The sequence below is a fragment of the Paraburkholderia sediminicola genome, assembly GCF_046026675.1.
In the GTDB taxonomy this organism is placed as follows: Bacteria; Pseudomonadota; Gammaproteobacteria; order Burkholderiales; family Burkholderiaceae; genus Paraburkholderia; species Paraburkholderia sediminicola_F.
This window is the reverse complement of record NZ_JAQQEY010000002.1, coordinates 74,918-86,946: the sequence shown is the minus strand read 5'-3', so window position 1 is coordinate 86,946 and position 12,029 is coordinate 74,918. Positions and strand designations below refer to the sequence as shown.

Here is a 12,029-nt window from a genome sequence, read left to right as displayed (position 1 = left end):
CGCCCATCAACAGGAGTTTCCCAAATGATGAATCGAGACAATCCCGTCTGGCTGATTACAGGCTGTTCCACCGGCTTCGGCCGCGAGTTGGCGAAGCTGGTGCTGGAGCGCGGCTGGCGCGCGGTGGTCACCGCACGCGATCCGTCGAAAGTGAAAGATATCGCCGAAGCACACGGCGATCGCGCGCTGGTTCTCCCGCTCGACGTGACGAACCGCAAGCAGATCGCGGACGTGGTCACGCAGGCCAAACAGCGTTTCGGGCGCATCGACGCGCTCGTCAATAACGCGGGTTACGGCTATCTGGCCGCGATCGAAGAAGGCGAGGACGACGAAGTCCGCGCCATGTTCGAGACCAACGTGTTCGGTCTGGTCGACATAACGAAGGCCGTGCTGCCGATCATGCGTGAGCAGCACAGTGGCTTGATTGTGAACGTGTCGTCGATTGGCGGCATCACGAGTTTCGCCGCGACCGGTTATTACCACGCCACCAAATACGCTGTGGAAGGCTTGTCCGAATCGCTCGCGACGGAAGTGAGGCCGCTCGGCATCGACGTATTGATCGTCGAACCCGGCCCGTTCCGCACGAACTGGGCGGGTCCGTCGATCAAGCAATCGGCGACTGAGATCGACGACTATGCAGCCACGGCTGGCGAGCGCCGCAAGCAGACCGAGGCGCGCAGCGGCAAACAGGCGGGCGATCCGGTGCGCGCGGCTCAAGCGATCATCGACGCCGCGCTGTCAGACAAGCCGCCACTGCGTTTGCTGCTCGGCAAGGCCGCGCTCGAACTGGCGCGCAAGAAGCTGGACTTCATGCGCGGCGACTTCGATACCTGGGAGGCCACGACGGTCGGCGCGGATTTTCCGGCTTAAAACTCGACCAGCGCGAAATCTTCCTTGCCCACGTCGCACAGTGGGCAGCGCCAGTCGGCCGGGACATCTGCCCAGCGGGTGCCCGGCGCGATACCTTCTTCCGGCAAGCCAGCGGCTTCGTCGTAGATCCAGCCGCAGATCACGCAGACCCATTGTTTGAAGTCGTCCGCGGGCGCCGCGCTTTCTTCCGCCACATGCGGCGCATCGACCGCGCGCGCCGCCGCCGTCGTCTCGTCAAGGCTCACAACCAAAGGCGCGGCGGTACCCGCACTACTTTCAGCAAGACGTGCCTGCAGGCTTTCCAACAGCCGTTGCGCTTCGACCTGCGTCAAATCGATCCAGTACGGATCGCCGGCACCGTCGTTGAGACGTTCAGGAGAAAACTGGATTTCTACAGCGACGCCCTTCTTGTACATGGCAAATCGGAATATCGATGAAGCCGGCGGCGAGCGCCGGCATAGGGTCGGATGCTTGAAGCGAGGGCCTCGTGGCGGGATTAGGCGAACTGGTTCAGCACGAACGCTGCGATCAGCCCGGCGGCCCCGATGAGGCCTAGCAGTTGCAGCAGAGTGAGAGATTTACGGGATGCGGTGGGGATGTGTTGCGTAGTCACGAGGCGTTCTTAAGGATTGGAAAAAGCGAAATGGTACACGGGTCGGAAGCGGGCGCATCTCGATTGGCGCAAACCTCGGTGTGTCAGATGACATTATCGCTGGTCGATCGGCCCGAATTCCCTACCGGATGGAGATGGATTCATTCTCCACCGGGCGGAAAGCAACCTACGAAAGCGCCACTTCGCCAGCACGCTCAGAGACCGCGCCCACGATCGCGGCAACCGCCGCAGCATCGAGCGTCAACGCGATATGCGCCACGCCCGGCACGATCGTGACCGGCACCACACGCCCCGCTTCCTCAAAGACCTCAGCAAACTTCCTGGCGTGAAACGCCTCGTCATCCGCACCGATCAGCACTTCAATCGGCTGCCGCGTCGCCCGGATATCCGCGCGGTAATTCTCATGCGGACGAAAGTTCTGCATCAGGTTGTACGAGTACTGCGGCGTGAGCCTGGCAGCCGCTTCAGGCGACAACGCGTAGGCCACGGTCGGCAGATAATTGAAAAGCGTGACGTGCAGCTTGTTCAGGATCATCAACACGATCACGCGTGGCAACCCGACATTCACCCATCCGCCGGCGGAGGGCTGCGTGGTCGGCGCATTCTGATGAATGAACGGCGCAAGCAACACGTAGCGGTCGAATGCCAATTGCCGCGCGTCCCCCGCGAACCGCAGCGCGAAACCGCCGCCCGCCGAGAAACCAGCCAGCGTGCGCGGTCCGGCCGGCTGAACCGCGTCGAGAAAATCGCTGAGATCGTCCTCAAGCTGGCCGATGTACGCGATCGCGCCTTTCTTGCCCGATTCACCATGCCCGCGCATGTCGGGTACGTAGACATCGTACCCGGCCGCTGCGAGTGCTTTCGCCAGGGTATGCAGGCTCACGCCACTCGCCGACGAGCCGTGAATCAGCACCGCGCTGCCTCGCACCCGCGTTATCCGGCTCGCATAGCGCCGATATGCGAGCGCCGCGTTATCGCGGGCGGTGTAGCGTTCAACGGGAGGTAAATCAGAAGTGTCGACTGACTTGAAAGGCTCATTGATCGACGCAAGCGGCGGCGGCTGTTTGGGGCCGCCCTTCGCAAGCGCCACCGCCATGATGGCGAGACCCACACAGAACACGACGACCGGCATCACTGCATGCAGTTCGGTACTCATCGAATGGACCCCTCAGGCGATTCATTATGATTTTTGGCTTTCCCGATCGATGAGCCTGCGTCTGCCTTATGGGCGTTGTGCGCGTTGCTTTAGATTTTAGCTGGGGCCGCCGGCCCGCCACTCATCATTGCCGACGATTGTACGGTCCTGCGCGGCCCCAAAAAGCTCGAATATCAGGTATTCGACAATGGATTGCCGTGACGCGAATCCCAGAAGCGGATTACCGCGGCGCCACCCGTGCCGGCGCCCACCACCTGATCCGGTGAGCCGCTTTCGCGCAACAAGGCGCGTAGTTCGTTGATGACCGGAAACACCTCGTGATTCCAGTCCGCGCCCTGCGAATCGTGCGCACGCTGTTCCGATTCGACGATTTCGCGGTCTTCCTTGAAAATGCGTTCGGTGAACCACACGAGCAGCGGCCACGCGAGATTCAGCACGCCGGGAATGCCCGGTTTGCGGATCGACAGCAGACCAAAGGTGCGGTTCGTGCGCTGCTCGCGATCGAGCGGCACGTAGACGATCCACAAATCCATCACCAGCGTCTGATCAGACGTGCGAATCTGCAGCGTCTGATACGGATACTCGGTGCGGATCGTCATCACGTCCTTGTCGTTGTCGCCACCGGTCTTGCGGCTCTGCCCGAACACGATCGCCTCACCGATCGGCTGCTGGCCGGCCATGCGCGCAAACGTGTAATCGACTTCGACCCAGCCCTCGCCGCGCCGCCGGCCCAGCGAACGCGCGCGCATCTGACCCATCTGGCGGCGATGCAGGAACTGATGGTTCATATCCATCAGGTTCTCGTGCATGAACGAATAGTGGCAATTCACCGGACGCCCGAAACGGCGCGTCTTGTACTTCTTATCGGATACAGAGCCGAACGCGGGTAGCGGCCGTTCTTCGGCCAACTCGGCATTGCCTGGAAACACGAAAATCAGGCCTTCGACTTCGCGGCACGGATAAGAACGCACGCCATTGGGCAGGCGATCGCGGCCCAGATACGGCACGTCGATACACGTGCCCGAACAGTCGTAGGTCCAGCCATGATACCCGCAGCGGATCGACTCGCCGTCCACCACACCCTGATGCAACGGTACCTGGCGATGCGCGCAGCGGTCTTCGAGCGCGAATACCTTGCCGGACTCCGTACGCGCCAGCACGATCGGCTCACCCGCGAACGTCACACCATGCGTCTTGCCCCGTTTCACCTCATGCGACCACGCGAGCGGATACCAGTAATCAGGGTGAATGCCTACGCGCCGCAGATCGCGCACTGGGGCGTCGTTGGCGGCCTGATCCGGCGCGTGTGGTTTCGCGCCTGTTGAGGCGTTGGTTTGCGCGGCTGCATGAGCAGGCGACGCATCGAACGGCGCATCGACGGTGTCTTGTTCGAGCGGGGGAACAGCATGCATAGGTGGAGCCTCCGTGCACGAGCGGATAGAAGGTGGTCGCCCTGCAATTCGCGGGCCGACATCGCCGTACAGTCTACTCGAACCCGAAGCGGCTTGGTTCACCCGCCTGCATGCCATGTCCGGCTCGCCGCCCATTGGTTGAGCGCACCAGTCTTCCGGCCTGCGTGCCTTTGAACAGACGATTGGCGGCTAGCTTTCGTCGCGCGTCACGAGCCCGGAGCGGCGTTGCACGCCCCACGAGCGTCCGCCACGCAGGAAATGCAGCCAGCCGAGCAGTGCGCCGACGTGCCGCACCAGCTGGAACGTGAACGGCTCGGCAATCGCCGCGAGCACCGCCATCCACAAACTGGAGCCGGTGCGGTGGCCGGTCCAACGCCGGTACAGATGGATACACCAGAGATAAAACGCGAGGTCGATCGCCGTTTTCAGGCCGATCACGCTGAAAATCGACACGACGATCGCGCCGTGCCCGCCGAACAGAAAACCGAGCAGCAGCGCGAAGGCGGTCAACCCGTAGATCGGCTGCATCGTATCGATGGCCTTGACCGGCAGCATCAGCATGCCCATCGTGCCGTAGCGCGGGTTGCCGGTCATGTCGCGGTTCCAGTATTGCGTTTGCAGGAATCCCGCAAACCAGCGGCGGCGCTGCCGCAGGAAACTGCCGAGGTTGTCCGGCGCGTCGGTGTGCGCATGGGCATCGCCGACCACGCGCACGTCCCAGCCGAGACCATGATCGACCGAATAGCGGCGCAGCCGATGAATCAGTTCGTAGTCTTCGACCAGGCACTGCGGATCGAAACCGCCCACGTCGACCAGCGCGTCGCGCCTGAACGACGCGAAGGCGCCGGAAATCAGCAGCAGACTGTCGGCGCGCATCCACGCAAAACGAGCGATGAAGTTGCGCATGTACTCGTAGGTCTGGAACCACTGGAATACGCGGCCCGACACCGATTTGCCGCATACCGGCACCAGAATGCCTGCCGCCGCGACCAGCTTCGGCTCGCTCGCGAAGGCGGCGCGCATCGCGTAGGTGGCGTCGTCGTCGAGCAGTGTGTCGGCATCGACAGTCATGACGGTCTCGGCGGTCATGACCACGATGGCAGCGTTCAGCGCACGCGCTTTGCCGCCGTGCGGCACGCGCAGCCAGTACAGATTTGGGTACAGCGAACTCGGCGCGCTCAGCACGCCGTCAGCGGCGGCCGTGAGGCCAAAGCGTTCGGTAAGCAGCGCATGGGTGGCGTCGGTGGAACCGTCGTCGGCGATCACAATTTGCGCCGGGCCATGCGTCTGGCGCAGTAACGCTGTGAGCGTCACCGGCAATACCGTCGCCTCATTATGCGACGCGACGATCACACCCATGTCCGGCAAGTTGCGCGCATCGAAGTCCGGCTCGAGCGGCGGCGTGGGCCGCATCAACGGCAGCGTTTTCCACGTGACGAACGCAAGCAGCAAGGTGTCGTACACGACGTACGCAATGCCGGTCGACCACGCCACCACACCTTGCAGAAAGAAGGCGCGGGCGAACAGCAACAACCACAGCACGACGACGCTGAAATGAATCAGCGTGCTCAGCACCGTAGTGGGACGCGGCAGAATGCGCGGCGATGCAAGGGCGAGTGCCTGTTCCAGAGTTTTCTTCAAAATGACTGCCGAGTCCGTCGTTGGTGCGGTTATCAGGTAGACAGCGAGTTAGAAAGCAGCGTAACGGTGCTTACGGCACCATGCGTTTCAGAACCGACTTGCGATCGATCCATTGATGCTTCAGCGCGCCGCCGATATGCATTGCCAGCAACGCATACAGCGCGTAGCCGAGCCACGTGTGCAAGGCGCCGAAGCGGTCGTGCAGTGTCTCCTTGAGCACCGGATCGAGATTCATCACATAGCCGATGCGCGGCCAGGGGAACAGATTGAATAGATGCATTGGATGCGTGGCGGCATCTTTCCACGCTGAATCGTGCAGCCAGCCGGATAGCGGCAGCGCAATCATCAGCAGATACAGCAGGAAATGGGCAACGTGCGCGGCGATCTTTTCCCACGACGGAAACTCACGCGGCAACGGCGGCGGCTTGTGCGTCACGCGCCACAAGATGCGCATCAGCGCGAGACCGAGCACCGTAATACCGATCGACTTATGAGTATCGACCACCGGACGCACCCAGTCGTCGGGCCATGATTCCGCGGTCAGGCCGAGTACGACATTGCCGATCATCAGCAGCGCGATCAGCCAGTGCAGCGTTATCGCCGTACGGGTATAGCGCGACGCCAGCGGCGTGCCGGTTGAATCGGTCAGGGAGTCGGCGTGAGTATTCATCGGTCGTTCCGTCTGCAAATGGTTTTCTGGCGAAAGCTGTTTGAAAATTCGGCCGTGCCGCAGCAGGTCTGATCTCGCCGCCGGTATGAAGCAAACGCATTAGTTTGCCGTTTTATTCCGTCAGGCGCTTAATTGTGTGTTTCAGATTATTTCGACGGCGCGAGGCGAATCATTCCTGGAGCGCCGCACCAACCCGCGCACGCAAAGTCGGCAATACATCCGCTTCGAACCACGGATTGCGCTTGAACCAGGCGATATTGCGCGGCGAGGGATGCGGGAGCGGTATCACGTGCGGGCCGTAATCTCGCCAGCGCAGCAGCGTGTCGGTCAGCGTCGGCCCGAACGCGTCACCGAGGCCAAAACGCTGCGCGTATTGGCCAATCAGCACCGTGAGCCGCACCTCGCGCAACTGGGCGAGCAAGGCCTCATGCCAAAGCGCGGCGCATTCGGGCCGCGGCGGCAAATCGCCACTCGCACCTCTGCCCGGAAAGCAGAAACCCATCGGCACGATGGCAAATTTCGAGGCGTCGTAAAAGGTCTCGTCGGAGACCTCGAGCCAGTTGCGCAAACGTGCGCCACTCGCGTCGCTCCATGGAATCCCTGAAGCATGCACGCGCGCACCGGGCGCCTGACCGATGATCAGAATGCGCGAATCAGCCGACGCCACGACGACCGGCCGCGGCGCATGCGGCAGCACCGGCGCGCACACCGTACAGGCGCGAATGTCGTGCAACAACGTGTTCAGTGAAATGGGTTTCCTTGCGGTCATACCGAGGCGCGGGTCCGGATTCGGTTTAGCGTTTTACAAACCGGTAGTGTCCCACGCCCCACTCATTCCCGTTCACGTAGCCGAACAACTCGGCCACGGCCATGTAAAACATCCGCCACCGCTGAAACCATACAGCCGCATCGCGCGCGCCATATGTATGGGCCAGCATCGGCATCACGCGGTCACACGCTGCGTCGAGAGCGGCGAGCCAATGATTCGCCGTGCGCTCGTAGTGTGTGCCGTTCACCCACCACTGCCGCTCCATCCGCAGGTCGTCCTGGAAGTTCAGCAGGAGCGCTTCGGAGGGCATCGTGCCGCCGGTGAAAAAGTACTTCGACATCCAGTCGTTGCCGTCCTGCACCTGAAAGTGATACGCAAGCGTGCGATGCACGAAGATATGCACGAACAGCTTCGCGTCGTCGCGCATCCAGCGTGAAATCTTGGCGAGCAGCAGCCCATAGTTCTTCATATGCTCGAACATCTCGATCGACACCACACGATCGAAGCCGCCGCCAAGCTGCGTTTCGTCGAATTCGAAATCGACGACATTGCCCGTGACCACCGAGAGGTTGTGCAGACCGAACTCCGCCGCACGCGCCTCGATGAACGCGCGTTGTCCATGCGAATTCGACAGCGCGACGATCTGCGCGTGCGGATAATGCGTCGCCAGCCACAGCGACAACGAGCCCCACCCGCAACCGAGATCGAGAATCCGCTGACCGTCGGCCAGTTCCGCGCGTTCGGCGTAGCGCTCGAGCATCGCCGCTTCGGCTTGCGCGAGCGTCTCATTGCCGGTTGGGTACAAACAGCACGAATACTTGAGATGCGGTCCGAGATGCGCGTGGAAGAATGAGGCCGGCACCTCGTAATGCTGCGAGTTGGCAACCTGCGTTTCGATGGCGATCGGACTCGCGCGCAAGTCGTCCAGCAGACGGTTGAACCGTTGTGCGCGCACCTCGCCGTTGTCGATCGCTTCGTCGCGTAAGCGCTGGCGCATCAGCTGACGCATGCCGAAACGGATCAGGCTGTCGGCCAACCAGCCGCGTTCGCAGCTCTGAATCAGCCAGCCGTCGCCCGGCTCGACTGGCGACGAAGGCGGCATTGTATGGTCGGTGGTGGAAAGGCTCATGAGGCTCACTCCCTATCGTCTTTTCTGGACTTTCGCGCCGTGGCCGGCTCATCTCAATGCCGCGGCGGCCACGGAATCAGCGCGCTGGTGGTGCGCATGTAATCGGCATAACCGGCGCGCCTTTTCGCCATGCTTTCTTCGAGCAACGGGATGCCGGAAAGCTTCAGCAGCAGAAACGCCATCAGCACCGGCGGCAACAGCGTGAACCAACCCCAGGGCGTGCCGATCGACAGCGCGATGTAAGCAAGCCAATGCACGCATTCAAAGAAGTAATTCGGATGCCGCGAATAGCGCCACAGGCCGACGCGGCACACCGTGTTGTGATTGGCCTGGTCCTGCGTGAAGCGCTTGAGTTGACGGTCCGCAATGCCTTCGCCGACTACCGATGCGATCCACACCACAACCGCCAGCACAATCCAGCCGATGGCCGGTGCGCCGCTCCGGTACGACGGCACCAGAAATGCGATCGACAGCAGCATCGAAATCACGACTTGCACCTGGAAAAACCAGAACATCCTGCTGGCTGCCTTGTCGCCCCATTCTTCACGGAAGCGGCGATAGCGCGCGTCTTCAGGCTTGCCGAAATTGCGCTTCCACAGATGCGTACCGAGCCGCACGCCCCAAACCAGGCCACCCAGCGCGGTCAGTGCGCGCGATACCGGATCGCCGTTGCCGAGTACGGCGTAGAGCACCGCGACCAGTCCAAGCGAATACGCCCAGACCGGGTCGACCATGCCGGCATTCCCAGTCTTCAGCTGCCACGCCCAGACGGCGCTGAAGATCACGATGAGCCCAATCAGAGCGATCACGGCGGAGGCAAGTGGCGACATGGGGGCCTCATTCGATAGCGATGCGAGTTATACGCTGTGAGGGGGCGATCGGATGCGCGCGGGCTGGATTTCCAGCCCGATCACCTGTTCAGCGGAGTTAGGCGTCCGCGGCCCGATAGCGGTATCGTGTCGGCAACGCCTGCTCCGTTTGAATCTCCCGCCCATGCCGACTCGCTTCAACGCAGCTTTCACCGCTCTGCTCGCCGCCGCCTTGTTCGGCGCGACCACCCCGCTCGCCAAGGCGCTGCTCGGCTCGATGTCGCCGTTTCTGCTGGCCGGACTGTTCTACCTCGGCAGCGGCACGGGCCTTGCCGCCGTGATTCTGGCGCGCCGCCTGAAAGGTCAGGCGGACGGGCCGCCGGTCAGTCACCACCGCTTCCCGGTACGCGAAGTGCCGTGGCTCGCCGGCGCGATCGTGGCTGGCGGTGTCGCGGGGCCGGCACTGTTGATGCTGGGTCTGAAAACGACGCCGGCCGCCACCGGCTCGCTGCTGTTGAATCTCGAGGGCGTATTCACCGCGCTGATCGCGTGGATCGTGTTTCGCGAGAACGTCGACATTCAGGTGTTCCTGGGCATGGCCGCGATCGTCGCGGGCGGCGTGGCATTGTCATGGCAGCCGGGTGCAGCCAGCCTGCCGCCCGGCACACTGTTCCTGATCGGCGCCTGCGCCTGCTGGGCGGTCGACAACAATCTCACGCGCAAGGTGTCGACTCACGACGCCATGTTCATCGCCTGCGTAAAGGGGCTCGTGGCCGGTTCGGTCAACGTGACGCTCGCGCTCACTTTTGGTGCAGCATGGCCCAAGGCCGCGACCGTCGCGCTCGCCATGCTGACCGGGTTCGCAGGCTACGGCGTGAGTCTCGTGCTGTTCGTCGTCGCGCTGCGTAATCTCGGCACCGCGCGCACCGGCGCCTATTTCTCGGTCGCACCGCTATTTGGTGTGACCTTATCGTGGCTGTTGTGGCCGGAGATGCCGCCGCCGTTATTCTGGGTGGCCGCGGCCCTGATGACGCTGGGTATCTGGCTGCACATCCGCGAACGTCACGAGCATCCGCACACGCATGCCCCACTGGACCACACGCATCGTCATCGGCACGACGCGCATCATCAGCACGAGCATGATTTCGCGTGGGACGGCAACGAACCGCACACGCATCCGCATTCCCATGCGCCGATCACGCATGCGCACGCGCATTTCCCAGATATTCATCACCGGCATACACATTGATTTTCCGCATCACCGCGTGGCGCGGGCGCTTGCTGCAGTGCAAGACAAAAATCTCTGTGGAGCGGGTCATTCGATAGACCAATTCAATTGGCATCGTAGCCAATCGCATCCTCTAATGAAACTCCTGTCGTGCGCCCGTTCCCGGCAACCCCGCCGGTCCATCCCGCTTGCCCCGGAGAGTTCCATGTCCCAACCCGAGCCAAATGTCGACGAAGTGGTGAGAAGCATCGCAGAGGAAACCGATACCCCCACGGAAACGGTCTCGAAGATGTATGCAGACACACTGGCCGACTACCGGCACGAAGCGCGTGTATTCGATTACGTGCCGCTGTTCGCCGCGAAGAAAGTACGCGACAAGCTGCGCAATACGTCGAAACACAAACACTGATACGGCGCGCGCGGAGACCACCGCCTGCCTGGTAGCACGCTGGATCGACCCCGCTGGCTCGCGCGGCGATTCGCTAGAACACATACCGATTTATTTTTCGCGTTGCGCGAACGCGTACCGGTTTATTTTTCCCACTGCTAGACTCTGACCCGGATAGATCGACTCGGGGGAAGATGGCATGCGGGTGACAATCGTAGGCGCGGGCATTGCCGGCTTGAGCACAGCGTGGTCGCTTGCGAAGCTGGGACACGACATCACGCTGATTGAGCAGGGCTCGATTCCGAACCCACTCGCCGCCTCGGGCGACCGGAGTCGCATGATCCGTCGCGCCTATGGCGATGCCGACGGCTACGCACGTACCATCGCCGAGGCTTTCGATAGCTGGGATCTGCTGTGGAATGACCTAGGCGTGTCCCACTATGCGAACTGCGGCGTGCTCGGCATTTCGCAACACGCGGGCGATGGCGCCGAGCAATTTCGCGCCGGCCTCGACCGGATGAAATTCGAGTATGAACAACTCGACCCGCGCGAAGCGGCCGAGCGTTATCCATTTCTCGACCCCGCCACGTTTCGCTACGCCTACCTCGATCAGGATGGCGGCGCACTATTTAGCGAACGCATCGCACGCGACATGAAAGCGTGGCTCAAGATGCGCGGCGCCGAGATTCGCACCCATACCAAGGTACTCGCAGTCGATGCACATGCGGCCTCCGTGCGGATCGAAGACGACACGATCATTCGCGCCGACCGGCTCGTGGTCACCGCCGGCGCGTGGACGCTGCAACTGTTCCCCGCGCTCGCCGAAAACCTGGTGACTTATCGCAACGTGGTCGCCTATCTGGAGCCACCCGCGGATCTGGCGGACGCATGGTCGAATGCGCCCGCTATCGTCGATATCGGCGGCGCCAGCAGCGGCTACGTGCTGCCGCCAATCGACGATGTCGGCTTGAAGTTCGGCGCCGGTGTGCACAAATCACGTGCGCCTGATCCTGATGCCAATCGCGTTGCGGCGCCGGGAGAAGGCGACAGTCTGCGTCGGTTATTTTCACCGCCGCTCAGCCGCATCGATGAATATACGGTCAACGAAGTAAAAACCTGCGCTTACACGTTCACTGCGGACGAACGCTTTTTTTCGAAGCGCATCGGCAACACGCTGGTGGTGTCGGCATGCTCAGGCCACGGCTATAAATTCGGCGCGGCAGTCGGGCGCAGGGTCGCGCAAGCGCTGGATTCCGATGGCGACGCCGGGCTCGCGCGTTGGCTCAGAGCGGAAGCGGTCTAGTTCTCTTTCGTCACAACAATACGACGTTCGTTCGTTCGTTC

At 62.1% G+C, this 12,029-nt stretch carries 12 protein-coding genes; 4 read left to right on the top strand and 8 right to left on the bottom strand.

Translation table 11 applies throughout. The annotated features are described in order from the left end of the window. Positions 1–24: 24 nt before the first annotated feature. Positions 25–870, top strand: a complete 846-nt coding sequence (locus tag PQQ86_RS20180) for an oxidoreductase (protein ID WP_408270658.1) — start codon at positions 25–27, stop codon at positions 868–870. On the opposite strand, the gene PQQ86_RS20175 is transcribed toward PQQ86_RS20180, so the two are convergent. From PQQ86_RS20175 to PQQ86_RS20140, 8 genes are all read right to left on the bottom strand, one after another. Then, positions 867–1,286, bottom strand: a complete 420-nt coding sequence (locus tag PQQ86_RS20175) for a rubredoxin (protein ID WP_408270656.1) — start codon at positions 1,284–1,286, stop codon at positions 867–869. The genes PQQ86_RS20180 and PQQ86_RS20175 overlap by 4 nt on opposite strands. 363 nt (positions 1,287–1,649) lie before the next feature. Next, a complete protein-coding gene (locus PQQ86_RS20170; RefSeq protein ID WP_408270653.1) occupies positions 1,650–2,639 on the bottom strand; it encodes an alpha/beta hydrolase in 990 nt (329 codons plus the stop codon). Positions 2,640–2,812: 173 nt separating this feature from the next. Continuing rightward, positions 2,813–4,051: a Rieske 2Fe-2S domain-containing protein gene (locus PQQ86_RS20165; RefSeq protein WP_408270650.1), complete on the bottom strand. Its 1,239-nt coding sequence runs from the start codon at positions 4,049–4,051 to the stop codon at positions 2,813–2,815. A gap of 189 nt (positions 4,052–4,240) precedes the next feature. After that, on the bottom strand, positions 4,241–5,692 hold the full coding sequence (locus tag PQQ86_RS20160; protein ID WP_408270647.1) for a glycosyltransferase family 2 protein: 1,452 nt from the start codon (positions 5,690–5,692) through the stop codon (positions 4,241–4,243). A gap of 70 nt (positions 5,693–5,762) precedes the next feature. After that, positions 5,763–6,362 carry a cytochrome b gene (locus PQQ86_RS20155; protein ID WP_093634273.1) on the bottom strand — a complete coding sequence of 200 codons (600 nt, stop codon included), beginning with the start codon at positions 6,360–6,362 and terminating at the stop codon, positions 5,763–5,765. 169 nt (positions 6,363–6,531) lie between these two features. Then, a complete protein-coding gene (locus PQQ86_RS20150; protein ID WP_408270642.1) occupies positions 6,532–7,131 on the bottom strand; it encodes a uracil-DNA glycosylase family protein in 600 nt (199 codons plus the stop codon). Positions 7,132–7,156: 25 nt separating this feature from the next. Continuing rightward, positions 7,157–8,260 carry an SAM-dependent methyltransferase gene (locus tag PQQ86_RS20145; RefSeq protein WP_408270639.1) on the bottom strand — a complete coding sequence of 368 codons (1,104 nt, stop codon included), beginning with the start codon at positions 8,258–8,260 and terminating at the stop codon, positions 7,157–7,159. A 53-nt stretch (positions 8,261–8,313) separates the two neighbouring features. Continuing rightward, entirely contained in the window at positions 8,314–9,090 is a 777-nt protein-coding gene (locus PQQ86_RS20140; RefSeq protein WP_408270637.1) for a DUF1295 domain-containing protein, read from the bottom strand. A 163-nt stretch (positions 9,091–9,253) separates the two neighbouring features. Between PQQ86_RS20140 and PQQ86_RS20135 the strand changes: the two genes are divergently transcribed. From PQQ86_RS20135 to PQQ86_RS20125, 3 genes are all read left to right on the top strand, one after another. Next, a complete protein-coding gene (locus tag PQQ86_RS20135) occupies positions 9,254–10,318 on the top strand; it encodes a DMT family transporter (RefSeq protein WP_408270634.1) in 1,065 nt (354 codons plus the stop codon). A 184-nt stretch (positions 10,319–10,502) separates the two neighbouring features. Further along, entirely contained in the window at positions 10,503–10,706 is a 204-nt protein-coding gene (locus PQQ86_RS20130) for a DUF3562 domain-containing protein (RefSeq protein WP_408270631.1), read from the top strand. Positions 10,707–10,884: 178 nt separating this feature from the next. Beyond that, on the top strand, positions 10,885–11,988 hold the full coding sequence (locus tag PQQ86_RS20125) for an FAD-dependent oxidoreductase (protein WP_408270628.1): 1,104 nt from the start codon (positions 10,885–10,887) through the stop codon (positions 11,986–11,988). Positions 11,989–12,029: the final 41 nt, after the last annotated feature.

Excerpts from the sequence above, each read along its gene's own strand:
- PQQ86_RS20175 (WP_408270656.1), bottom strand. The coding sequence starts at position 1,286 with ATGTACAAGAAGGGCGTCGCTGTAGAAATCCAGTTTTCTCCTGAACGT.
- PQQ86_RS20165 (WP_408270650.1), bottom strand. The coding sequence starts at position 4,051 with ATGCATGCTGTTCCCCCGCTCGAACAAGACACCGTCGATGCGCCGTTC.
- PQQ86_RS20170 (WP_408270653.1), bottom strand. The coding sequence starts at position 2,639 with ATGAGTACCGAACTGCATGCAGTGATGCCGGTCGTCGTGTTCTGTGTG.
- PQQ86_RS20180 (WP_408270658.1), top strand. The coding sequence starts at position 25 with ATGATGAATCGAGACAATCCCGTCTGGCTGATTACAGGCTGTTCCACC.
- PQQ86_RS20150 (WP_408270642.1), bottom strand. The coding sequence starts at position 7,131 with ATGACCGCAAGGAAACCCATTTCACTGAACACGTTGTTGCACGACATT.
- PQQ86_RS20140 (WP_408270637.1), bottom strand. The coding sequence starts at position 9,090 with ATGTCGCCACTTGCCTCCGCCGTGATCGCTCTGATTGGGCTCATCGTG.
- PQQ86_RS20125 (WP_408270628.1), top strand. The coding sequence starts at position 10,885 with ATGCGGGTGACAATCGTAGGCGCGGGCATTGCCGGCTTGAGCACAGCG.
- PQQ86_RS20135 (WP_408270634.1), top strand. The coding sequence starts at position 9,254 with ATGCCGACTCGCTTCAACGCAGCTTTCACCGCTCTGCTCGCCGCCGCC.
- PQQ86_RS20155 (WP_093634273.1), bottom strand. The coding sequence starts at position 6,362 with ATGAATACTCACGCCGACTCCCTGACCGATTCAACCGGCACGCCGCTG.
- PQQ86_RS20130 (WP_408270631.1), top strand. The coding sequence starts at position 10,503 with ATGTCCCAACCCGAGCCAAATGTCGACGAAGTGGTGAGAAGCATCGCA.
- PQQ86_RS20145 (WP_408270639.1), bottom strand. The coding sequence starts at position 8,260 with ATGAGCCTTTCCACCACCGACCATACAATGCCGCCTTCGTCGCCAGTC.